At 71.1% G+C, this 22084-nt stretch carries 17 protein-coding genes and 1 pseudogene; 6 read left to right on the top strand and 12 right to left on the bottom strand.

Annotated elements, in window-relative coordinates; translation table 11 throughout:
• Nucleotides 1-44 precede the first annotated feature (44 nt).
• From ACGFWI_RS24720 to ACGFWI_RS24710, 3 genes and pseudogenes are all read right to left on the bottom strand, one after another.
• Nucleotides 45-2978: a trypsin-like peptidase domain-containing protein gene (locus ACGFWI_RS24720; RefSeq protein ID WP_393908184.1), complete on the bottom strand. Its 2934-nt coding sequence runs from the start codon at nt 2976-2978 to the stop codon at nt 45-47.
• Nucleotides 2975-3280: a trypco2 family protein gene (locus ACGFWI_RS24715; protein WP_393908183.1), complete on the bottom strand. Its 306-nt coding sequence runs from the start codon at nt 3278-3280 to the stop codon at nt 2975-2977. Before ACGFWI_RS24715 ends, ACGFWI_RS24720 begins: the two co-directional genes overlap by 4 nt.
• Before the next feature lie 55 nt (nt 3281-3335).
• A pseudogene (locus ACGFWI_RS24710) lies at nt 3336-3808 on the bottom strand (ATP-binding protein).
• Between the two features lie 207 nt (nt 3809-4015).
• On the opposite strand from ACGFWI_RS24710, the gene ACGFWI_RS24705 reads away from it, so the two are divergent.
• On the top strand, nt 4016-4846 hold the full coding sequence (locus ACGFWI_RS24705; RefSeq protein ID WP_393908182.1) for a helix-turn-helix domain-containing protein: 831 nt from the start codon (nt 4016-4018) through the stop codon (nt 4844-4846).
• Nucleotides 4843-5091 carry a DUF397 domain-containing protein gene (locus ACGFWI_RS24700; RefSeq protein WP_393908181.1) on the top strand — a complete coding sequence of 83 codons (249 nt, stop codon included), beginning with the start codon at nt 4843-4845 and terminating at the stop codon, nt 5089-5091. The genes ACGFWI_RS24705 and ACGFWI_RS24700 overlap by 4 nt, the downstream gene beginning before the upstream one ends.
• 28 nt (nt 5092-5119) lie before the next feature.
• Here the strand turns inward: ACGFWI_RS24700 and ACGFWI_RS24695 are convergent, their stop codons facing one another.
• Genes ACGFWI_RS24695 through ACGFWI_RS24670 form a run of 6 tightly spaced genes read right to left on the bottom strand, consistent with a single transcriptional unit; the run spans nt 5120 to nt 10869 of the window.
• Nucleotides 5120-5446, bottom strand: a complete 327-nt coding sequence (locus ACGFWI_RS24695) for a substrate-binding domain-containing protein (protein WP_393908196.1) — start codon at nt 5444-5446, stop codon at nt 5120-5122.
• Nucleotides 5346-6212, bottom strand: coding sequence for a LacI family DNA-binding transcriptional regulator (locus ACGFWI_RS24690; protein WP_393908195.1), 867 nt, complete (start codon nt 6210-6212; stop codon nt 5346-5348). Before ACGFWI_RS24690 ends, ACGFWI_RS24695 begins: the two co-directional genes overlap by 101 nt.
• Nucleotides 6197-7783 carry a glycoside hydrolase family 13 protein gene (locus ACGFWI_RS24685; protein ID WP_393908180.1) on the bottom strand — a complete coding sequence of 529 codons (1587 nt, stop codon included), beginning with the start codon at nt 7781-7783 and terminating at the stop codon, nt 6197-6199. The genes ACGFWI_RS24690 and ACGFWI_RS24685 overlap by 16 nt, the downstream gene beginning before the upstream one ends.
• Nucleotide 7784: 1 nt before the next feature.
• Nucleotides 7785-8648, bottom strand: a complete 864-nt coding sequence (locus ACGFWI_RS24680; protein WP_393908179.1) for a sugar ABC transporter permease — start codon at nt 8646-8648, stop codon at nt 7785-7787.
• Between the two features lie 2 nt (nt 8649-8650).
• Nucleotides 8651-9529 carry a carbohydrate ABC transporter permease gene (locus tag ACGFWI_RS24675; RefSeq protein ID WP_393908194.1) on the bottom strand — a complete coding sequence of 293 codons (879 nt, stop codon included), beginning with the start codon at nt 9527-9529 and terminating at the stop codon, nt 8651-8653.
• Between the two features lie 53 nt (nt 9530-9582).
• Entirely contained in the window at nt 9583-10869 is a 1287-nt protein-coding gene (locus tag ACGFWI_RS24670; protein ID WP_393908178.1) for an extracellular solute-binding protein, read from the bottom strand.
• A gap of 224 nt (nt 10870-11093) precedes the next feature.
• On the opposite strand from ACGFWI_RS24670, the gene ACGFWI_RS24665 reads away from it, so the two are divergent.
• The 3 genes from ACGFWI_RS24665 to ACGFWI_RS24655 all read left to right on the top strand — a co-directional run bounded on the left by ACGFWI_RS24665 (nt 11094) and on the right by ACGFWI_RS24655 (nt 14799).
• Entirely contained in the window at nt 11094-12767 is a 1674-nt protein-coding gene (locus ACGFWI_RS24665; RefSeq protein ID WP_393908177.1) for an alpha-amylase family glycosyl hydrolase, read from the top strand.
• A gap of 24 nt (nt 12768-12791) precedes the next feature.
• A complete protein-coding gene (locus ACGFWI_RS24660; protein WP_393908176.1) occupies nt 12792-13841 on the top strand; it encodes a LacI family DNA-binding transcriptional regulator in 1050 nt (349 codons plus the stop codon).
• A 118-nt stretch (nt 13842-13959) separates the two neighbouring features.
• Complete coding sequence (locus ACGFWI_RS24655; RefSeq protein WP_393908175.1) at nt 13960-14799, top strand: phosphatase PAP2 family protein; 840 nt, start codon at nt 13960-13962, stop codon at nt 14797-14799.
• A gap of 200 nt (nt 14800-14999) precedes the next feature.
• On the opposite strand, the gene ACGFWI_RS24650 is transcribed toward ACGFWI_RS24655, so the two are convergent.
• Nucleotides 15000-16643 (bottom strand): amidohydrolase, encoded by a 1644-nt coding sequence (locus ACGFWI_RS24650; protein ID WP_393908174.1) that lies wholly within the window; start codon nt 16641-16643, stop codon nt 15000-15002.
• Nucleotides 16644-16702: 59 nt separating this feature from the next.
• A complete protein-coding gene (locus ACGFWI_RS24645; RefSeq protein WP_393908173.1) occupies nt 16703-18262 on the bottom strand; it encodes an APC family permease in 1560 nt (519 codons plus the stop codon).
• Nucleotides 18263-18432: 170 nt separating this feature from the next.
• Here ACGFWI_RS24645 and ACGFWI_RS24640 point away from each other — a divergent pair, with 170 nt between their 5' ends.
• Complete coding sequence (locus ACGFWI_RS24640; protein ID WP_393908172.1) at nt 18433-19065, top strand: TetR/AcrR family transcriptional regulator; 633 nt, start codon at nt 18433-18435, stop codon at nt 19063-19065.
• Here the strand turns inward: ACGFWI_RS24640 and ACGFWI_RS24635 are convergent.
• On the bottom strand, nt 19053-22076 hold the full coding sequence (locus ACGFWI_RS24635; RefSeq protein ID WP_393908171.1) for a bifunctional [glutamine synthetase] adenylyltransferase/[glutamine synthetase]-adenylyl-L-tyrosine phosphorylase: 3024 nt from the start codon (nt 22074-22076) through the stop codon (nt 19053-19055). The two genes, ACGFWI_RS24640 and ACGFWI_RS24635, sit on opposite strands and share 13 nt — an antisense overlap.
• Nucleotides 22077-22084: the final 8 nt, after the last annotated feature.

Here is a 22084-nt window from a genome sequence, read left to right as displayed (position 1 = left end):
AAGGGCCGTCCTCGCCCTTGGCCTTCCCATCCTGCGCCTGGCAGTCATCTGACACCCCCGTGAGTTGTTCCGCTGTGTGTCTCATCGGTACGCGACTGGCGGGTGTTACCGGAATCAAGACGCCTTTCCGGTCGCGCACGGTTCCCGGGATGTTCCGGGTCCGCCTTTCCCTGCGCACTCGATCGGTGAGAGAGATGATGCGCCTGGGAAACCTGGGTCAGGTGGTCTTGAAGTCGAGCGTGGCGGAATTGGTAGACCGCGCCGGCCTGACGCAACACACCTCGCTGGTGAGCGTCGTCCAGGAAAGCGATCACTGCCCAGGGCAGCCGGCCGGTCAGCGGCAGCCACATACGCGACAGGGCCACCCACTGGCCCCAAGCGGTGAAACTCAGCCCGTACCCGAGCCCGCCCCCGAACGCCGCCTCGGTCCCGAACAGGAGCCCGGCCAGGAGCCCGCGGACCGGGCCGGGCACGAGCCCGCCGACAGGCTCGGACACGAACCCGAGGCCGAGCCCGGCCGGAAGCCCGATAACCAGCATCCACACGAGCATATGGAAGACCACGTTCTTGCGGTTGGTGCTCAACAGGTCCGCGGCGCTGACCGCGGAGCTGATGTCGATGGGAGCTTCCAGCCAGGCCATGATGCCGAGCACGAGCCCGGCCCCGAGCCCGACCTCGAGCGGGAACAGGAGCGCGCCCACGGGCCCGCCGTCCACTCCGTCGTCGAACCCCAGCGGAGCGACCACGAACCGGTCCACGAGCACCAGCACGAGCGCGACCGGGAGCCCGAAGCCGAGCCCCAGCAGGAACCTGGGGACGACCTTGGCACGTGTCTGCCTGGTCGCGAAGATCTGTATGCGTACGCGCGACGGCTCACGTGGCGCGCCCCCGGACACGAACCCGTACACGCATCCGAAGACCAGCCCGACGACGAGCCCGTGCAGGAGCCCGACCAGGAGCCCCCGGCCGAGCGCGAACGCGAGCCCCTGCTCGGTCGCGACCAGGTCCACGGGCAGGTTCCCGATCCCGGTCGTCACTCCGAAGGCCAGTGCGGCGAGGAACCCGACCACCACCATGCGCGAAGAACGGCGCATGGTGGTGCCCAGTTCCCACCAGGCGAGGTCGCGGGTGTCGAGCTCCTGCAGGTGCGCGGCGAGGTAGCCGAGATAGCGCTGGGCACGTTCGGGGTGCCGGCGACGGCGATGGCTGGTGCCGCGGCCGGTCGGTGTGGGGTCGTAGACGGCGGGGAGGAAGGCTGCCAGGAGATGGTCCTGCAGGGCTTCGGGGGAGGCGAACTGCCCGGTGTCCAGAAGATCTGCGGGCTTGTGCCCGGCCGTGCTTCTTTTGTAGACCGTGCGGGCCAGGCCGACCATCAGTGGGGTGGCGAGCACCTTGGCGACGTTCTCCGCGCCCGGACTGCGCGGCTCTTCGCGCAGCCGGGCCAGGACCGGTTCCCACGCGGAACTGTCCTCGCCGCTGTCCCTGACCGGTCGGCTGCCCCGGTGCAGGTAGTCGGCGTAGTCCTCCACGATGAGGTCTTCCAGCTCAATGACGGCGGCTTCGGCGAGCACGCCGTTCTCCTCCACGGCCCGGCCGTACTCCGCGGGCCGGCTGGTGAGCAGCAGCGGCGTGGTGGTGCGGTTGAGCGCTCGCAGCGCCGCACCGTGCAGGCCGCCGGCGATCTCGTCGAAGCCGTCGAGAACAGGAAGGATCCTCTCCTCGTCGAGCAGGAGACCGGCCAGATTTCCTCCGTTCCCGGCGGGAGCTGCCAGGAAGGGGTAGTCGCGTACCAGTTGGCCGCACAGCCAGTCATCGAGTGAGGTGGTGGCCGGATCCCAGGAACCCAGACCGAAAATCACCGGTACCCGGTCGCCGGCGGCGCGGGCCCTCAGCCGGTCGAGGACGAAGCGCAGCGTCAGGATCGTCTTGCCCGACCCGGCCTCCCCCAGCACCACCAGCCGACGGGACGGAATGGACTCGTACACTCCCACGATCCGGTCGAGCTGACCGTCCAGCGGGAGGGGCGCCGAGTGCGTCCCGGACGGAAGTTGGCGGATATTGGCCCAGTGATCGAACACATTCCGGCCGGTGCACCCGAAGCGCACGGCGAGCGGGAACGGGTCCCCAACGCGCCGCCACTGCCCCTCGCGATGCCATTGCTCGTACACATCGTGGGCGAGTTTCCTGGCCGACTCCTGCGCCTCCGGCTCCGGCGTTTCCGGCGGCCGCGGAGGTGACGGGAGCGGGAGCTGCGTGAGTTGGCCGGCATCGGCCGGCAGGCCGATCAGCTCGTTGAGTGCGTTGATCCGGTCCGGACTGAGGCGGTACCAGCGTTTCACCTGGCTTGCCTCGAACCTGCCGAGCCCGTCGGGGCCGTGATGCTTGCTGACCACTCCGATCACATACCCGCTGCTCAACACCGCGGCCCCCGACATCCCCTCCCACGGGGAACCGCCCGGATCGTGCTCAGGAGGCTCCACGGAGATCTCCAGGCTGCCCGCGCGCAGATGCGACAACGGTGTGGTCGTGCCGCGCGCGTGGTGAGAATCCCGGTACCACTTGGGGCCGCCACGGTCCGTCGACGCAGTATCGGGGCGCAGCCTGAACCGTGGAAATCCCAGCGCCTCGCATGCCACGGACTGCGTGATCCCGGCGAACCGCACCGGCGAGATCTCGGCGGCGCACAATGCGCCGGCGTCCGCGTCCCTCGCGATCTTGAGCACCGCGATATCCATGGCCTCGTCCGCCCAGACCGGCTCGCCGGGTAACTCCGTGGTGTCGCCGTCCTCGGTGAAGAAACGCAGCTTCACTGACACCGCGTCACTCACCACATGCGCGGCGGTGAGCACCATCTGACCACTCACCCGGTAGCCCGACCCGCGCCGCCCCGTGCCTGCCCGCTGCGTGGTGACGACCTGGACCACTCGGCGCAAGTCAAGCCCGTCGGGTTCGGACACCCTGCTGTCGGCGGGGTTCATTGCTCGTCTTTACCAGCGGTTCCGGAGACGAACGGCCGGTTGCCCGACCGGGTGAGGGTCGGCTGCAGGGCCAGTGTGATGCGCTGGGTCGAGGTGGCGCCCGCCGTCGCGTCGGCACCGGACTCCACCACCCAGAACCGAACCTTCGCCCCCGCGTGCCCGGTTCGCTCCAGAGCGACCGACACCTCCAGTTCGATCGTCCCCAACTCGAAGCGCAGCGTCGCATCCTCCGCAGCGACGACCGCCTGCTCCAATTCCTCCCGCAGATCCCTGATCACACTGGCCAGCTCGATTTTTTTCACTCCACTCCCCTTCACCCCGAGCCCACCACCGGTAACCGGTCAGTTACCGAGGACTTTAGTCCCGCGATGCGGGCACTGGCTGCCCATCACCACGAAACCCCTTGGAATCAGTCATCCAGAGGTCCAGTTCGGCTCGGACCACTTTGCCGACCGGGCCCCGGTCAACGACCTGCCAGCGAGCGGCGAGCGCGGCCACGAGGACCAGCCCACGACCGCCTTCGGCATCGGACGGCGCGGAGACGAGCGCGCCAGGCTCCGGCGGGCGCTTCCCGTACGGGTGTCGGCGACCTCGATGCGCAGGGTGCCGGGACGGGCCGAGCCCGGCAGTTTCGTGAGCCGCAGCTCGAAGTCCCGGCCGGGGACGCGGCCATGGGTAGCCGCGTTCGCGGCCAGCTCACCGACGATCAGGGCGACGGCGTCGGAGACCTCACCGCCGTTGGGGAAGCCCCACAGATCGAGCTGCTGAACGGCGAGATAGCGGGCGAGGCGGGCACCGCGGGGGGTGGCGCTGAAGCGTTGCGTGAACATACGTACGGTGACCGACCCTTGGAGGGTCCGAGGGGTGATGTGGGCTGGCATGCGCCCTACGGTGACGGTCTCCCTGGGGCCCTGACCAGGCTTCGATCCCGTACGGAGGGTCAGCGTACGAGTGCGGAGGGTGGACAGTACGGGTAACGGACCGTGAGCATGGCCGGGTTGGCGGAGGCCGGAAAGGCACACGGGAGGGAGCCGGATATGGCGGGCAGTGCGGGCAGCGGGGAACCTGAGTCCACGGAGAGCCTCAGGGCCTTCGGGGCCGTGGTCAAGGTCTTCCGGGAGCGGGCGGGGCTGACCCAGGAGGGACTCGCGCCGCTGGTGCGGTTCTCACCACAGACCGTCGCCTCGATCGAGCAGGGGCGACGGCTACCGCCCCCGGAGTTCATCGAGCGGGCGGAGGAGGCGCTGGACGCGTTCGGGGTGCTGCGGGCGGCGGGCCGGAATCTGGCCCGGCGGCCGGGGTTGGCGGCGTGGTTCCGGCAGTGGGCGGAACTGGAGGAGCGGGCGACCAGCCTGTGTACGTACGAATGCCGGGTGGTTCCAGGGTTGTTGCAGACGAAGGCGTATGCGCGGGCGGTGACCTTGAGCGTCCCGCCGCCACCGGAGGAGGAACAGGTCGAGGAGCGAGTCTCCGCGCGGCTGGCGCGACAGGAACTGCTGCATCGCAGCCCGCCGATCGCCTTCAGCTTCATCGTTGAACAGGCGCTGATCGAGCGGCGCACGGGTGGCATCGAGGTCACCCAGGACCTTATCGACAACCTGCTGCGCTGCTCCGCACTGTGGAACGTGGAGTTGCAGCTCATGCCGCTTCAGCAGCCACATCACGCCGGCCTCGACGGACCGATGCAGCTCTTGGAGACCCCTGAGAATCAGTGGCTTGGCTACAGCGAAGGCCAGAAGACGGGACAGCTGATCTCCGGACGCAAAGAGGTCAGCGTTCTGCTTCAGCGGTATGCCAGGATGCGCTCACAGGCTCTCACGCCCGAAGACTCCACGAGCCTTTTGAAGCGAATGCGAGGAGCGCTATGAGCACCAATGAACTGGCCTGGTTCAAGAGCAGCTACAGCGGCTCCGAGGGTGACAGCTGCGTAGAAGTGGCCCTCTCCTGGCGCAAGTCCAGCTACAGCGGCCCCGAAGGCGACAGCTGCATCGAAGTAGCCGCCTCCCCCACCACCCTCCACATCCGCGACTCCAAGGACAAGGCCGGCCCCCAGCTCACCGTCCCGGCCGCCGCCTGGGCGGCATTCGTCACGTACGCCGCCCGGCGCGCCTGACCGCCTGCCCCGAGGCCGGGCTCGGAGGTCACCGCCGCACCGGCCCCGTCGACCCCCGCACCACCAGCTCCGGGCGGAAGACGAACTCGGTGCGCTGCGGCGGGGTCTGGCGGCCCTGGGCGCGTTCGTGGATCTCCTCGATGAGCGCGCCGACGGCCGCCGAGGCCATGGCCTGTACCGGCTGTCGCACGGTGGTCAGCGGGGGGTCGGTGAAGGCGATCAGCTGGGAGTCGTCGAAGCCGACGACCGAGACGTCACCCGGGACGTCCAGGCCGCGCTGGCGGGCCGCGCGGACGACGCCGAGCGCCATCAGATCGCTGCCGCAGACGACGCCGGTGCAGCCCTCGTCGAGCAGTGCCGCGGCTGCCGCATGGCCGCCCTCGACGCTGAACAGTGTGTGCTGGACGCGGGGGGGGGGGGGGGGGCGCCCCCCCGCCCCCCCCCCCCCCCCCCCCCCCCCCCCCCCACTCCGCCAGCGCCGCCGCAAAGCCCTCGGCCTTGCGGCGGGAGGGCACATAGCGGGCCGGGCCGACGGCCAGCCCGATCCGCTCGTGCCCCAGCTCGGCCAGGTGGCGTACCGCCATCCGGGCCGCCGCGCCGTCGTCGGGTGAGACGAACGGCGCGTCGATCTGCGGGTGGTAGCCGTTGATGAGGACGTACGGCACGCCCCGGGCCGCCAGCCGGGCGTAGCGGCCGGGGTCGGCGCGGGTGTCCGCGTGCAGCCCCGACAGGAACACGATGCCGGTGACACCGCGCTCCTCCAGCTGCTCGACGAGTTCGTCCTCGGTGGCGCCGCCCGGCATCTGGGTGCACAGCACCGGGGTGTATCCGTGGCCGGCCAGCGACTGCTCGATGATCTGGGCGAAGGCCGGGAAGATCGGGTTGGTCAGCTCGGGGATGACCAGCCCGACCAGACCGGCGCTGCGCCGCCGCAGCCGTACGGGACGCTCGTAGCCGAGCACGTCGAGCGCGGCGAGCACCCGCTGCCGGGTGCCCGCCGCCACGCCCGCCTTGCCGTTCAGGACCCGGCTGGCGGTCGCCTCGCTGACCTGGGCCTGCGCGGCGATGTCGGAGAGCCGGGGGGTGGCATGGATGTCGGACAGGGTCACTCCTCCCACCAGACAGCGGTGTCGGCGGGCAGCTCGAAGTCCCCCTCGTATGCGTCCAGTTGGCTGGAGGCGAGCAGCATCCGGCCGGGGGCGGGCAGCTGGGCGGGGGCCTCGGTCGTGTTGACCGTGCAGACCAGGCCGCCGGGGCGGCGGAAGGCCAGGACGCCGTCAGGGGCGTCCAGCCACTCCACCGCGTCGCCCGCGCCGAGGCCGGGGTGGGTGTGCCGCAGCGACAGCGCGGTGCGGTAGAGCTCCAGGGTGGAGGCGGGGTCACCGGTCTGGGCCTCGACGGTGAGGGCGGCCCAGTCGTCGGGCTGCGGCAGCCAGCTGCCGCCGTCGCCGAAGCCGAAGGGGGCCCGGTCACCGCTCCACGGGATCGGGACCCGGCAGCCGTCGCGCAGACCCTCCTGTCCGGTGGCCCGGAAGAAGGACGGGTCCTGGCGGACCTCGTCGGGCAGGTCGGTGACCTCGGGCAGGCCCAGCTCCTCGCCCTGGTAGAGGTAGGCGGAGCCGGGCAGCGCCAGCATCAGCAGGGTGGCGGCGCGGGCACGGTCCAGGCTGCCGCCGAGGCGGGTGGTGTGGCGTACGACGTCGTGGTTGGACAGCACCCAGGTGGTGGGAGCCGCCACCGGGCGCATGGCGTCGAGGGAGGAGTCGATCGCCTCGCGGAGGGCGGCCGCGTCCCACCCCGTGTTCAGGTAATGGAAGTTGAAGGCCTGGTGGAGTTCGTCGGGGCGGAGGTAGAGCGCGGTCCGGTCGGCGGTGGGGGTCCAGGCCTCGGCGACCGCGATCCGGTCCCCGGCGTACTCGTCGAGGACGGTGCGCCAGGAGCGGTAGATGTCGTGGACGCCGTCCTGGTCGAAGAACGGCAGGAGTTGGTTGCCGAGCAGCTTCAGCTGCTCGCCCCGGCCCATGTCGGGCAGGCCGGGGGCCTTGACCAGGCCGTGGGCCACATCGACCCGGAAGCCGTCGACGCCCAGGTCGAGCCAGAAGCGGAGGATGGAGCGGAACTCGTCGTGGACGGCGGGGTGGTCCCAGTTGAAGTCGGGCTGCTCGGGGGCGAAGAGGTGGAGGTACCACTCGCCGTCGGGGACCCGCGTCCAGGCGGGGCCGCCGAAGAGGGACTCCCAGTCGTTGGGCGGCTCTTCGCCGTTCTCACCGCGTCCCTTGCGGAAGTGGAAGCGCTCGCGGGCCGTGGAGCCGGGGCCCTCGGCCAGCCCGCGGCGGAACCATTCGTGCTGGTCGGAGCAGTGGTTGGGGACCAGGTCGACGATGATGCGCAGATCCAGCCGGTGGGCCTCGTGGATCACGGCCTCGGCGTCGGGCAGGGTGCCGAACATCGGGTCGATGGTGCGGTAGTCGGCGACGTCGTATCCGGCGTCGGCCTGCGGGGAGGCGTAGAAGGGGCTGAGCCAGACGGCGTCCACGCCCAGGTCGCGCAGGTACGGCAGCCGGCTGCGGATGCCCGCCAGGTCCCCCATGCCGTCGCCGTTGCCGTCGGCGAAGCTGCGCGGATAGACCTGGTAGATCACCGCGTTGCGCCACCAGTCGGTGGCGGGAGTGACGTGGTGCTGTGGAGTCATGTCATCCCTTGGTGGTGCCGGCGGTCAGTCCGGCGACGAGGTGGCGCTGGGCGAAGGCGAAGACGAGCGCGGCCGGCACGGCGATGATCACGGCGGCGGCGGTCATCGAACCCCAGTCGTTGGTGTACTGGTTGACGAAGGTCTGCAGGCCGCCGGCGAGCGTCAGGTTCTCCTCGCCGGTCATGAAGGCGGAGGCGTAGGCGACTTCGGCCCAGGCGGTGACGAAGGTGTAGAAGCCGGTGACGGCCAGCCCCGGTCTGGCGAGCGGCAGGACGAGGCGCCAGAAGGTGCCGAAGGGGTTGAGGCCGTCGACCCGTCCGGATTCGTCGATCTCCACCGGGATGGTGTCGAAGAAGCCCTTCATCATCCAGGCGCAGAAGGGGACGGCGATGGTCAGGTAGGTGATGACCAGGCCGGCCGGCTGGTTGAGCAGGCCCAGGCTCGCCAGCAGGTTGTACAGCGGCACGATCAGCACCGCGACCGGGAACATCTGGGTGATCAGCAGCAGCCACATCAGCGGGCGCATCCCGGGGAAGCGGAAGCGGCTGACGGCGTAGCCGGTGGTGGCGGCGATGAAGACACCGAGGACGGTGGTCAGCCCGACGATGATCACGGAGTTCTTGAACCAGGTCAGGAACTCGGTGTCGGCCAGTACGTGGGTGTAGTTGGCGACGGTGAAGTGGGTGACGATGCTGGTGGAGAAGGCGTCGTTCTTGGGCTTGAACGACGTCACCAGCAGCCAGAGCGGCGGGAAGACGGCCATGACCGCGGCGCCGATCAGGGCGGCGTGCAGCCCTATGGAGGCCGGACGGGACCGTTCGTTGCGCTTACGGTTCGTGCTCGTGCTCGTGCTCGTGCGGGTCATGGTCACCACACCTCTCCCTGCTTGCGCAGCGCCCGGCGGTAGACGACCGCGACGACCGAGAGCAGGACCAGGATCAGTACGCCCCAGGCCGCGGACTCGGAGAAGTTGCGGGGGCTGTCGATGAAGGAGAGCCGGTAGGCGTAGGTCACCAGGATCTCGGTGGCGTCGCCGGGGCCGCCCCGGGTCAGCAGGAAGATCACCGGGAACATGTTGAAGGTCCAGATGGTGGAGAGCAGGATCACCGTGCTGCTGACCCCGCGCAGTCCGGGCACGGTGATGTTGCGGAACCGCTGCCAGGCGCCCGCCCCGTCCATCTCGGCGGCCTCGTACAGCTCGCCCGGTATGGACTGCAGTCCGCCGAGCAGCGCGACGAGCATGAAGGGCACGCCCAGCCAGACGTTGACGGCGATGACCGAGAGCTTGGCCCAGGTCGGGTCGTTGAGCCACGGGACCGCGTCGATGCCGCCGCCGGCCAGCAGCTTGTTGAGGATGCCGTTCTTCTCGTTGTAGAGCATCCGCCAGGTGAAGATCGAGATGAAGGCGGGGATGGCCCACGGCAGGATCAGGGCGAGGCGGTAGACGGTGCGGCCGCGCAGCGTGCGGTTGAGCATGTTCGCCAGGGCGAGGCCGATGAGGAAGGTCAGCGAGACACAGCCGACGGTCCACAGGACGGTCCAGCCGAGGCGGTCCCAGAAGACGCTGTCGGAGAGCACGGCCTGGTAGTTGTCCAGGCCGGTGAACTTGTAGGTGGCGGGGAGGTGGTTGACGCCGATGTTCCGCTCGACGTTGGCCTCATTGGCGTCGGTGAGCGAGAGGAAGACGCCGCGCACCAGCGGATAGCCGATGATCACCCCGATGACGAGTACCACCGGGGCGACCATCGTCCATGCGTACCAGTGGGTGCCCAGCGCCCGGCGCACCCGTACAGCAAAGGTCACTTGTAGTCCTTGAGCAGCTTCCGGTAGGCGTCGCCGGTCGCCTTGGCGGCCTGCTCGGGCGTGGCGGAGCCGGTGAGCACCTTGTTCATCTGGACCTTGATCGGCTCGAAGAGGGAGTTGCCCTCGGCGATCCAGGGGCGCTGCACGGCACCGTCGACGGCGGGCTTGAAGAACGTGACCATCTCGTTGTTCTTGACGGCGGGCACGTCGTACACGGACTTGCGGGTGGGCAGCAGGCTGAGCTTCTCGTTGGTCTGCTGCTGGACCTTGGCCGAGCTCATGTACTTGACGAAGGCGTAGGAGGCCGGGAGGTTCTTGCTGCCGGCGTAGACGGAGAGGTTCCAGCCGCCCTGCGGGGAGCCCTGGGCAGTGCTGCCGCCCGGTACGGGGGCGACGCCGAGGTTCTCCTTGTTGGCGGGGGACTTGAAGGACTTGCCGGCGCGGGCCCCCTCGATGTCCCAGGGGCCGTCGACGGCCATCGCGACGTCGCCGTCCTTGAGGGCCTTGAGCTGGTTCTCCTGGCCGTCGGTGGCGTCGGTGATCGCGGCCTTGGAGTCGACCAGGCTCTTGATGGTCTTGAACGCCTTGACGCCGGCGCCGTCGTCGATCTCCACGACCTTGTCGCGGGCGTTCACCATGTCGCCGCCCTCGCCGTAGAGGTAGGGCAGGAACCAGTAGGGGTCGTCGCCGCGCAGGTAGAGGGCGGTGGCGCCGGTCTTCGCCTTGATCTTCTTGGCGGCGGTGGCCAGTTCGGCGAAGGTCTTGGGCACCTCGACGCCGGCGTCCTTGAGGAGCTTCTTGTTGTAGAAGAGGCCGAGGGTGTCGATGACCTGCGGCGCGGCGTAGGTCTTGCCCTTGAACTTGGTGGAGCCGACGGCCTGCGGGAGGTAGTCGTCGGCCTTGTCGAGGGCGGGGGTGCCGTCAAGGGGCGCGAGGTAGCCGAGGTTGGCGAAGTCGGCGACCCAGGCGACCTCGGTGCGCATCACGTCGGGGGCGCCGGAGTTGCCGCCGGCCGCGTTCTTGAACTTGGCGTTGGCGTCACCGAACGGCACGTTCACATACTTGACGTGGACCTTCGGGTGCTCTTTCTGGAAGCCTTCGGCAAGCTTGCGGTACGTCGCCTTCTCGGCGTCGTTGGAGGTGTCCCAGTAGGTAACGGTTCCGGACAGTTCGCCCCCGCTGCTGGCGCCGCCTCCGCTGTCACCTCCGCCGCACGCCGTCGCTGCCAGTGCCAGGCCCGCTACCAGCGCGGTGGCCGTTGCGCCCCGTATGCCACGCCGCATGTGAACTCCTTAGGGAAATGCCTCAGATGGCGGTCAGGAACGTAACAGCGCTGAAAACAAACCGAAAGACCTTGCGGCAATTTTCTGCAAGACTGTGGGAACGAATTGCAACGAGATGGCTGGAACAGGACCCTCCGGGCGCCCTCGTCACCGTCACCCCGCGCCCGCCCGAGCGTTGATTCCGTGAAGGCACCGACGCCTCTTGACCTCAACAGGGACGGCAGATGACCCAGGAGCTCACTTCCCCCAGCCCCGCCCCCCAGGCCCCCGGATCGGGCCGAGGTCCGGGATGGTGGCGCGACGCCGTCATCTACCAGGTGTACGTACGCTCCTTCGCCGACAGCGACGGCGACGGCGTCGGCGATCTGCGCGGGGCCCGCGAGCGGCTGCCCTACCTCAAGGACCTGGGGGTGGACGCCGTCTGGCTCACCCCGTTCTATGCCTCACCGCAGGCCGACGGCGGCTATGACGTCGCCGACTACCGCGCCGTCGACCCGCTCTTCGGCACCCTCCAGGACGCCGACGGCCTGATCCGCGCCGCCCATGACCTGGACCTGCGGGTGATCGTCGACATCGTCCCCAACCACACCTCCGACCGGCACCCGTGGTTCCAGGACCCGGCACTCTCCCGGCAGCGCTACCTCTTCCGTCCCGGCAAGGGCGAGAGCGGCGAACTCCCGCCCAACGACTGGGAGTCCGTCTTCGGCGGCCCGGCCTGGACCCGCACCGAACGCGGCGACTGGTATCTGCACCTCTTCGCCCCCGAGCAGCCCGACCTGAACTGGGACAACCCGGAGGTGCACGCCGAATTCGAGGCCATCATGCGCTTCTGGCTCGACCTCGGGGTGGACGGCTTCCGGGTCGATGTCGCCCACGGCATGATCAAGGCGCCCGGTCTGCCGGACATCGGCCACGGCCGACAGGCCCAGCTGATCGGCACCGAGGTGCTGCCGTTCTTCGACCAGGACGGGGTGCATGCCATCCACCGTGCCTGGCGCCGGCTGCTGGACGGCTACGGCGACGCCCGCGGCAAGCAGGTGATCGGCGTCGCCGAGGCCTGGGCGCCCACCGTGGAGCGCCTCGCGCTCTACGTACGCGCCGACGAACTCCATCAGGCCTTCAACTTCCAGTTCCTGAACGCCCCTTGGCAGACCGACGCACTGCGCTCGGTGATCGACTCCTCGCTCGCCGCCACCGCCTCGGTCGCCGCCCCGACGACCTGGGTGCTCTCCAACCACGACGTCGTACGCCACACCACCCGCCTCGGCGGCAGCCTGGACCGCGCCCGCGCCGCCACCCTGCTGATGCTGGCACTGCCCGGCTCCGCCTACCTCTACCAGGGCGAGGAGCTGGGCCTGCCCGAGGTCACCGACCTGCCCGACGAGGTCCGCCAGGACCCGGCGTTCTTCCGCGGCGGCCGGACCACCGGCGCGGCCGGCCCCGGCACCGACACCGAGTCCGCCCCTGACGGCGTCGCCGCCACCAGCGGCCAGGACGGCTTCCGCGACGGCTGCCGGGTGCCGCTCCCCTGGTCCGGCGAGGCGCCGCCGTACGGCTTCGGGCCCGGCGGCAGCTGGCTGCCGCAGCCCGCCGACTGGGGCGGCCTCACCGTCGCGGCACAGACCGGCGACCCCTCCTCCACCCTGGAGCTCTACCGCGCCGCCCTGGAACTACGGCGGCGGCTGCCGGGGCTCGGCGACGGCGGAATGAGCTGGGCGCCCGCACCCGATGGGGTGCTCGCCTTCACCCGCCCCGGCGTGCTGTGCACCGTCAACACCCTGGGGCACGACATCGAACTGCCGGTGCCCGGAACGCCGCTGTTGTCCAGTGCCCCGGTGACCGTCAACGACGCCGTCGCCCTGCTCCCCGGTGACAGCTGTACCTGGTGGGCAATCTGACAGCAGACCGGTACAGTCCACCTCATGACCGCCCGGCTGGCCGATATCGCAGCACAGGCGGGTGTCAGCGAGGCCACCGTCAGCCGGGTTCTCAACGGGAAGCCCGGTGTCTCCGCCACCACCCGCCAGTCCGTGCTTGCCGCCCTCGATGTGCTGGGTTACGAACGCCCGGTGCGGCTGCGGCAGCGCAGCGCCGGGCTGGTCGGGCTGATCACGCCGGAGCTGGAGAACCCGATCTTCCCGGCCTTCGCGCAGGTCATCGGGCAGGCCCTGACCCGCCAGGGCTATACGCCCGTCCTCGCGACCCAGACCCCGGGCGGCTCCACGGAGGACGAGCTGACCGAGATGCTGGTGGACCGCGGGGTGGCCGGCATCATCTTCGTCTCCGGGCTGCACGCCGACACCTCCGCCGACATGCAGCGCTATGAGCAGCTGCGCGGCCAGGGCGTGCCGTTCGTCCTCATCAACGGCTTCTCCGACAAGGTGCAGGCGCCCTTCGTCTCCCCCGACGACCGGGCCGCGGTGGATCTGGCGATCACCCATCTCAGCGCGCTCGGCCACCGGCGGATCGGGCTGGCGCTCGGCCCCAAGCGCTTCGTGCCCGTGCAGCGCAAGATCGAGGGCTTTGTGCGCGCCATGCAGGAGCGGCTGCAGACCGGCCCGGCCGAGACGGAGCCGTTCATCCAGCACTCCCTCTACACACTGGAGGGCGGCCAGGCCGCGGCGGGCGCGCTGATCGAGCGGGGCGCCACGGCCATCGTCTGCGCCAGCGACATGATGGCGCTCGGTGCGATCCGGGCGGCCCGGCAGCGCGGGCTCGACGTCCCGCGCGAGATCTCCGTCGTCGGCTTCGACGACTCGCCGCTCATCGCCTTCACCGACCCGCCGCTGACCACGATCCGGCAGCCGGTCACGGCCATGGGGCAGGCGGCGGTGCGTGCGCTGTTGGAGGAGGTCGGCGGCACCCCGGCCCCGCACAGCGAGTTCGTCTTCCATCCCGAGCTGGTGGTGCGCGGATCGACCGCCTCGGCCCCGAAACCGGCCAGGATCCCGAAGCCGCTGCGGGCTCACTGAGGGCTGTGTCCCCCAGAAGTACGGGGGTCGGGCGTCCCCCGCAAGACCGATACGAGGCTTCGAATACCCGACCGAAGGATGATCGGCGGCACACCCCTTTCTGGCAGACTGTCTGCCTATGGGTGATGCGAATACGAGGACTTTGGACGGCCTGCCGACCACCCCGCCACCCAAGGGGGAGCGCGCGGACCACCCGGTGGCCGAGAGGCGAATGGCCCGTCTGCGTGCTCCTCGCACCCCCCGGCTCTGGTTCGAGGTCCTGCTGATCGCGGTCAGCTACTGGACGTACTCGATGATCCGCAACGCGGTGCCCGAGCAGAAGGCCAAGGCCCTGCGGAACGCCGACTGGATCTGGCAGGCGGAGCACTCGCTCGGCATCGCCGTCGAGCACACCGTCAACCACGCGGTGAACTCCGTGACTTGGCTGATCGTGTCGATGAACTACTACTACGCGACACTGCACTTCATCGTGACGATCGGGGTGCTGATCTGGCTCTACCGCCGGCACCCTGGACGCTATGCCGCCGCCCGGACGGCCCTGTTCGCCACCACCGGCGTCGCCCTGATCGGCTATTACTTCTACCCGCTGGCACCGCCCCGGCTGCTGCCGGACGGCGGCTTCGTCGACACCCTGATCGACCACGGCACCTGGGGCTCGTTGGCGTCCGGCAATCTGGCCTCGATGTCCAACCAGTACGCCGCGATGCCCTCGATGCACATCGGCTGGTCGCTGTGGTGCGGCATCACCCTCGCGCTGCTGGCCAAGCCGCTGTGGGCCAAGGCCGTCGGGCTGCTCTACCCCGCCACGACCCTCCTGGTCATCGTCTCCACGGCCAACCACTTCTGGCTGGACGCGCTCGGCGGGGTGCTGTGTCTGTCCTTCGGTTTCGGGCTGACGTGCCTCTGGTACGGCTCACTGCCGCACCGGCTGACCCGGGTGTTGCCGGCGACGGGGTGAGCCCGCTGCGTCGCTACGCGGCTCCCCCGCCCCCCGAACCCCTGCCGGACTCCGCGACCCGGACGGGAGTGTGACGACATCCCCAGGGCGTGCGCCGACGCAGGGGACCATGTCAACGATGCCCGCCCGGACGGTCCCTGCCTCCTGGCACACCACCGGACGGCGCGCCGGCGCCACGATGCGCCGGACAGCACACCTAGCTAGCCCACCGCCCGGTACGTGATCCGTCCGCCCGTCATTGTCAGGCGTACGGGGGCGGTGCCCACCTCGTCGGCCGGGGCGGTCACGGGGTCGACGGCCAGTGCGGTGAGGTCGGCCCGGAAGCCGGGGGCGATCCGGCCGGCCTCCGTCTCCTCGCCGACGGCGAGGGCCGCGTGCGACGTACAGCCCTCCAGTGCCATCAGCCCGGTCAGCGCCTGGTCCGGGGTGACCGGCGCGATGTCCGGCCGACCCGCCGGGCGGCGCAGCCGGGCGGTCGCCAGGACCTGGCGCGGGTCGTGGTGCGCGATCGGCCAGTCGGAGCCGAGCACCAGCACCGCGCCCGCGTCGCGCAGACCGCGGCAGCGCCAGGCCCGTCCGGCGCGTTCCTCGCCGACCCGCAGGGACCAGGCGTCGGTGTGGTCGGCGCGGGTGTAGGCGGTGTGGGTGGGCTGCATGGAGGCCGCGACGCCGAGCCGGGCGAAGCGTGGCAGTTGCTCGCGCGGCACCGTCTCGATGTGCTCGATACGGTGCCGGTGGCGGGCCGGTACCCGGTCGGCGCCGAGCAGTTCGACGGTGTCCAGGACATGCCGTACGGCGGCGTCGCCGATGGCGTGGGTGGCGGTGCGGACACCCGCCCGCGCGAGACGGTGCACGGCGTGGGTGTAGGCGTCGGGGTCCGGCCAGAGGGCCTCGGTGCCCTGGCCGTGGCAGTCGGCGTGCTCCAGCCAGGCCGTACCGCCCTCGACGGTGCCGTCCATGAAGAACTTCACGCCGCCGACCCGCCAGTGGCGGCCGCGGAGGCGCTGCAGCTCGATGAGGTGGTCGAGGCCCTCCTTGTCGGTACCGGGCATGCACCAGGGCGCCAGGCGCAGCCGGACGGGGAGTTCGCCGTCCGCCTCGATGCCGGCCAGCAGCCCGGGGACGTCCGCGCTTTCGAGGTCCATGACATGGGCGCCGGTCAGTCCGCCGGCGGCCATCTCGTCGAGCAGGGTGAGCAGCCGGGCGCGGCGGTCGGCCGCCGAGGCACCCGGCAGGACCGGCTTCAGCAGGTCCATGGCGGCGTGTTCGACAAGGTGTCCGGTGGGGCGGCCGTCGGCGTCGCAGACGACGCTGGCGCGCTGGGCGAAGGTGCGTGGTCCGTCGATGCCGGCCGCCGCCAGCGCACGGCCGCTGACCAGCGCCGAGTGGCCGTCGTAGAGGCGGATGACGGCGGGCGCGCCGCCGAGCGCGTCCTCGATCAACGCATGGTGCAGGGGGCGTTCGCCGAAGACGTTGTGGTCCAGTCCCCAGCCGGTCAGCCATCCGCCGGGGGCGAGCGCGCGGGCGGCGGTGGCGAGGGCGGAGCGCAGTCCGTCGAGGTCGCGGATCCCGGAAAGGTCGAGCCCGGTGGCGATTTCGACGCCCCAGACGGGGTGGGAGTGCCCGTCGACCAGGCCGGGGGTGAGGGTGGCCCCGGCCAGGTCGATGACCTCGGTGGCCGCCCCGCGCCAGTCCCGTACGTCCCGCCCGTCACCGACGGCGGCGATCCGCCCGTCCTTGACGGCGACGGCCTCCGCCCAGGGCCGCGCCGGGTCCAGGGTGCGGACCCGTGCACCGGTGAGGACGGTGTCGGCGGTGGTGCGGGAGGGGGCGGCGGGCGGCATGGGGCTCCTTCGGGCGGTGCGGGGCGCGGTGGTGGCGCGGGTCTTCGGCGGTAAGGGGGTCAACGGGCGGCCGCCTCCCGGTCCGTGGGGTCCGGGCCGGTGGTCTCCGTGGCGTCCGGGCCGGTGGTCTCCGTGGACTCGTCGTCGTCCGGTTCCGCCGCGAAGCCCGCATAGACCTCGGGGCGGCCGCGGCGGACCCGCCGGGCGAGGAGGAGGCCGAGGGCGAAGGCGACGGGGACGGTGAGGACCAGAACGGCGTTGGTGGTGAACGGCGCGCCGGTCATCAGGTTGATCTTGGCGACGACCAGCCAGAGGGCACCGGCCATCAGCACGGTGGCGGCGATCGGGGTGACGACGGTGCGCAGCGCCCCCTCGTCGTGGGCGAAGCGGCGGAAGTAGAGCGGAACGGCGACGGCGGTGATGGCCTGGAGCGCCAACAGGCCCAGCATTCCCGGGGTGTTCATCCACATCAGCAGCTGCTGGTAGGGGTCGGCGCCGGCCAGCGCGAAGCCGAGGACGACGAGGACCGCAAGAACGCTCTGGGCCGCGCCGGCGAGGTACGGGGAGCGGTGGCGGTGGTGGACCCGGCCGACCAGGGCGGGCAGTACGCCTTCCCGTGCCATCGCCAGGGCGTAGCGGTTGATCGCGTTGTGGAAGGCCAGTTGGGAAGCGAGGATGCTGGTGACGATGAAGAGGTGCATCAGATCGGCCGCCCAGGTGCCGACGTACTGCGTGGTGGCGGTGAAGAACAGGCCCGCCGGGTCGTGCAGGGCGGCGCGGACGATGGCGTCACTGCCGACGGCCTGGATGACGATCCAGATGGTGAAGGCGTAGAAGAGGCCGAGGAAGGCGACCGCGATGTAGGTGGCGCGGGGGATGGTGCGCGCCGGATCGCGGGCCTCGTAGCGGTAGATGGCGGTGGACTCGAAGCCGGTGAAGGCGGCGAAGGCGAAGGCGAGGACCGCGCCGGTGCCGGGTACCAGGACGTTGCCGGGGGTGAACGAGTCCAGCGCCAGGCCGTGCGCGCCGCCGCGCAGCAGCACACCGCCGGCGAGCAGGACGAGGATGCCGGTCTCGGCGACCAGCAGGACGCCCAGGACCTTGGCGCCGAAGTCGATGCTGCGGTAGCCGAGGTACCAGATGACGGCGACGCCCACGACGGCGATCGGCGGCCAGGGGACATGGATGCCCCAGAAGGCGCGCAGTGCGTCCTGGGTGGCGGTGGCGAGCAGTCCGTAGACGCCGATCTGCATGCCGTTGTACGCGAGCAGGGCCACGGTGGCGACGCCGAAGCCGGCCGGGCGGCCGAGGCCACGGGTGATGAAGGCGTAGAAGCCGCCGCCGTTGCGGACATGCCGCGCCATGGTCGTGAAGCCGACCGCGAAGAGGGCGAGGGTGGCGCCGGCGAGGAGGTAGCCGACGGGTGCGCCGGGGCCGCCGGCGCCGAGGGCGAGCGGGGAGGTGCCGGCCATCACCGTGAGCGGGGCGGCGGCGGAGATCACGAAGAAGGCGATATCGGCGACACCGAGGGTGCCGCGGCGCAGCGAGGTGGCCTCGGCGGCGGGTGGTGGTGCGGTGTGCGGTGGCGGCCCATGACGGGACCCGGACTCTACGGCCATGGCTCGGTGCCCTTCTGCGGAAGGAGGGGAGACAGGCGGCCCGGCACGTGCGGGATGGGACGGCAGCATGACCGCGAGGAGAAAACCTAAAGCCTTTCGGTTTTCTGGAACGTACCCGCCGCCGTACGATCCGGGAAGACCCTGCGGCGGGGTCGGGTGGGAGCGACAACATGGGGCGGCCCCGCAAAGCCCTGCTGGACCGGGAGCGCATCGGCGCGACGGCGCTCAAACTCGTCGACGAGAAGGGCGACTTCAGCGTTCCGGAGGTGGCCCGCAGGCTCGGGGTACAGACCGCGTCGGTGTATCACCATGTGGACGGCCGGGCCGGGGTGATCGAGCTGCTGCGGGAGCGGGTCACCGATGCCATCGACCCCGGCACACTGGGCGACGCCGCCTGGGACCTCGCGCTGGAGTCCTGGGCCCGCTCCTACCGCGCCGCCTTCGCCGCCCATCCCCGCGCGATCCCGATGCTGATGACCTCACCGGTCCGCGCCCCGAAGGTGCTCGCCCAGTACGAGCGGGTGGCCGGGATGCTGCTGGACGCCGGTTTCGCACCGGCCGCGGTCATGCCGGTCATCACCGGCCTGGACAACCTCGTGCTCGGCTCGGCGCTCGACATGTCGGCGCCGGAGACGATGTGGGAGGTCTCCGAGGGCGTCTGCGCACCCCGGCTGTCGGCGGCGCAGGAGGCGACCGGACCGGCCCGCGCCGACCAGGCCTTCGATCTGACGCTGGCCGGCTTTCTCGCGCACTGCCGGGGCCTGTTGACCGCGGAAGCGCCCGGTGCGGCTCAGGCCCCGTAGAAGATCTCCTCCACGACGCTCCGCGCCCGCCGGGTGATCCGCCGGTAGTCGTCGATCATCTCCCCGACGTGGCCCTCCTCGTACCCGAGGTAGCGGCCCACCGCCGCCAGCTCCCGGCCGTCGACGGGGAAGGTGTCGCCGGGGCGGCCGCGCACCACCATCACGGCGTTGCGCACCCGCGCCGCCAGCACCCATGCCTCGTCCAGGGTCTGGGCGTCCTCCGTGCTGATCAGCTCGGCGGCGTGCGCGGCGGCCAGCGCCTCGCGGGTACGGGTGGTGCGCAGTCCGGGGATCTCCCAGCCGTGCTGCATCTGCAGCAGCTGCACCGTCCACTCGACATCGCTCAGTCCGCCGCGCCCCAGCTTGGCGTGGGTGGTGGGGTCCGCGCCGCGGGGCAGCCGCTCGGCCTCCATCCGCGCCTTGAGCTTGCGGATCTCGCGGACCGCGTCGTCGCCCAGGCCCTCGGCCGGATAGCGCAGCGGGTCGATCAGCTCGATGAACCGCTGCCCCAGCTCGGCGTCGCCCGCGACCGGTTCGGCGCGCAGCAGGGCCTGCGACTCCCACACCAGCGACCAGCGCCGGTAGTAGGCGGCGTAGGAGGCGAGGGTGCGCACCAGCGGCCCCGACCTGCCCTCGGGGCGCAGATCCGCGTCGATGGGCAACGGCGGGTCGGCGGAGGGGAGTTCGAGCAGCCGGCGCATCTCGTTGGCGACGGCCTGGGCGGCCTTGGCGGCCTCCTGCTCGTCGGCGCCCTCGCGCGGCTCGTGGACGAACAGGACATCGGCGTCCGAGCCATAGCTCAGCTCACGGCCGCCGAACCGGCCCATGCCGATCACCGTGAAGCGGGTGGGCAGGGTGTTGCCCCACTGCTGACGGACCGCGGCGCGCAGGGCTCCGGCGAGGGTGGCGGCGTTGAGGTCGGAGACCGCGGCGCCGACGGCGTCGACGGAGTGGCCGTGATCGGTGGCCGCCGGGCTGAACTCCGTGCCGTAGGCGCCGATCACATCCGCCGCGGCGGTACGGAACAGCTCCCTGCGGCGCACCCCGCGGGCCGCCGCGACCGCCGCCTCCGCGCCGGCCGCCCGGCCGACCGCGGCCAGCACCTCCTGCTTCAGCGCGGCCCGGCCACGCGGCTGCAGCCCGTCGGGGGCGCCGAGCAGCGCGACCGCCTCGGGCGCGCGCAGCAGCAGATCGGGGGCCAGCCGGCCGGCGGACAGCACCCGGGCGAGGTTCTCGGCGGCCGCGCCCTCGTCGCGCAGCAGGCGCAGGTACCAGGGCGTCTTGCCGAGCGCGTCGGACACCTTGCGGAAGTTGAGCAGCCCGGCGTCCGGGTCGGCGGAGTCCGCGAACCAGGCCAGCAGCACCGGCAGCAGCGTCCGCTGGATGGCGGCCTTGCGGGTCACGCCGGACGCCAGCGCCTCCAGATGCCGCAGCGCGGCCACCGGGTCGGCGTAGCCGAGCGCTTCGAGGCGGTGGCCGGCGGCCTTGGCCGAGAGCCGGGTCTCGCCGGGCTCCAGATGGGCGACGGCATCGAGCAGGGGGCGGTAGAAGAGCTTCTCGTGCAGCCGGCGCACCTCGCGGGCATGCCACTTCCACTCCTTGCGGAGGGTGTCGACCGGCTCGGTGCGCAGGCCCAACGAGCGTGCCAGGCGCCGCTGTTCGCCCTCGTCCTCGGGCATCAGGTGCGTACGCCGCATCCGGAAGAGCTGGATACGGTGCTCCAGCGTGCGCAGGAAGCGGTAGGCGGCGTCCAGGGCCGCGGCGTCCTGGCGTCCGACGTAGCCGCCGGCCGCCAGCGCCGCCAGGGCGTCCAGTGTGGTGGCGCTGCGCAGCGTGGCATCGCTGCGGCCGTGCACCAACTGCAGCAGCTGGACCGCGAATTCGACATCGCGCAGTCCGCCGGGGCCGAGCTTGAGTTCCCGGTCGACCTGGGCCGCGGGGATGTTCTCGACGACCCGGCGGCGCATCTGGCGCACATCGGCGACGAAGTTCTCGCGCTCGGCGACCTCCCACACCATCGGCGCCAGCGCATCCACATACTGCTGCCCCAGCTGCAGGTCACCGGCCATCGGGCGGGCCTTGAGCAGCGCCTGGAACTCCCAGGTCTTGGCCCAGCGCTGGTAGTAGGCGAGATGGCTGCTGAGGGTGCGCACCAGCGGGCCGTTGCGGCCCTCGGGGCGCAGATTGGCATCCACCGGCCAGATCGTGCCCTCGATGGTGTTGTCCGAGCACAGGCGCATCATGCGGGCGGCGAGCCGGGTCGCGGCCTGCAGCGCCTGGGCCTCGTCCACGCCCTCCTTGGCCTCGGCGACGAAGATGACATCGACGTCCGAGACGTAGTTCAGCTCCCGGCCGCCGCATTTGCCCATGCCGATGACGGCCAACCGGGACACCGCGGCGTCCCCGGGCGCCTCCTCGTACGAGATCTCCAGGGCGGCCCGCACCGTGGCGGTGGCCAGGTCCGCCAGCTCGGCCGCGGCCTCGGCGACATCGGTCGTGCCGCACACATCGCGGGCCGCGATGCCCAGCAGGGAGCGGCGGTAGGCGGTGCGCAGCGCGTCAGCGCGCGGCCGTTCGGCGTTCTGTCCGCCCCAGATCCCCTCGGCGAGCGCCAGCTCGAACTCGGGAGTGGTGGGGTGCAGATCCACCGACTCGTAGGTGACCAGCGACTGCCAGTCGCGCGGATGCCGGACGAGATGGTCGGCGAGCGCCTCGGAGGCACCCAGCACCCCCAGCAGCCGGTCGCGCAGCGGTTTCGCCGCGACGATCGTGCTCAGCAGCGCCTGCTGCTCGTCCGGCTCCTGCGCCTCCACCAGCCGGACCAGGCTGTGCAGCGCCAGATCCGGGTCCGCGGTGGCGCCCAGCGCTTCGAGCAGCACCGAGTCATCGCGTACGGACGCGAGTTCGGGGGAATCGAGCAGCCGCCCGGCCGCTGAGGGGTCGGTGAAACCGTGCCTCAGCAGCCGGGTGAAGGTGCTGCTCCGCCGTCCCTGCGGAGCGGGAAGTGCCATGGGTGCAG

Origin of the sequence: Streptomyces sp. NPDC048434 (assembly GCF_043200375.1) — a bacterium.
In the GTDB taxonomy this organism is placed as follows: Bacteria; Actinomycetota; Actinomycetes; order Streptomycetales; family Streptomycetaceae; genus Streptomyces.
Note: the sequence above shows the minus strand (reverse complement) of the source record. Positions and strands in the feature narration are given on the sequence as shown.

Excerpts from the sequence above, each read along its gene's own strand:
- ACGFWI_RS24670 (WP_393908178.1), bottom strand. The coding sequence starts at position 10,869 with ATGCGGCGTGGCATACGGGGCGCAACGGCCACCGCGCTGGTAGCGGGC.
- ACGFWI_RS24655 (WP_393908175.1), top strand. The coding sequence starts at position 13,960 with ATGGGTGATGCGAATACGAGGACTTTGGACGGCCTGCCGACCACCCCG.
- ACGFWI_RS24700 (WP_393908181.1), top strand. The coding sequence starts at position 4,843 with ATGAGCACCAATGAACTGGCCTGGTTCAAGAGCAGCTACAGCGGCTCC.
- ACGFWI_RS24680 (WP_393908179.1), bottom strand. The coding sequence starts at position 8,648 with ATGACCCGCACGAGCACGAGCACGAGCACGAACCGTAAGCGCAACGAA.
- ACGFWI_RS24665 (WP_393908177.1), top strand. The coding sequence starts at position 11,094 with ATGACCCAGGAGCTCACTTCCCCCAGCCCCGCCCCCCAGGCCCCCGGA.
- ACGFWI_RS24720 (WP_393908184.1), bottom strand. The coding sequence starts at position 2,978 with ATGAACCCCGCCGACAGCAGGGTGTCCGAACCCGACGGGCTTGACTTG.
- ACGFWI_RS24635 (WP_393908171.1), bottom strand. The coding sequence starts at position 22,076 with ATGGCACTTCCCGCTCCGCAGGGACGGCGGAGCAGCACCTTCACCCGG.
- ACGFWI_RS24645 (WP_393908173.1), bottom strand. The coding sequence starts at position 18,262 with ATGGCCGTAGAGTCCGGGTCCCGTCATGGGCCGCCACCGCACACCGCA.
- ACGFWI_RS24650 (WP_393908174.1), bottom strand. The coding sequence starts at position 16,643 with ATGCCGCCCGCCGCCCCCTCCCGCACCACCGCCGACACCGTCCTCACC.
- ACGFWI_RS24640 (WP_393908172.1), top strand. The coding sequence starts at position 18,433 with ATGGGGCGGCCCCGCAAAGCCCTGCTGGACCGGGAGCGCATCGGCGCG.
- ACGFWI_RS24705 (WP_393908182.1), top strand. The coding sequence starts at position 4,016 with ATGGCGGGCAGTGCGGGCAGCGGGGAACCTGAGTCCACGGAGAGCCTC.
- ACGFWI_RS24685 (WP_393908180.1), bottom strand. The coding sequence starts at position 7,783 with ATGACTCCACAGCACCACGTCACTCCCGCCACCGACTGGTGGCGCAAC.
- ACGFWI_RS24675 (WP_393908194.1), bottom strand. The coding sequence starts at position 9,529 with ATGGTCGCCCCGGTGGTACTCGTCATCGGGGTGATCATCGGCTATCCG.
- ACGFWI_RS24660 (WP_393908176.1), top strand. The coding sequence starts at position 12,792 with ATGACCGCCCGGCTGGCCGATATCGCAGCACAGGCGGGTGTCAGCGAG.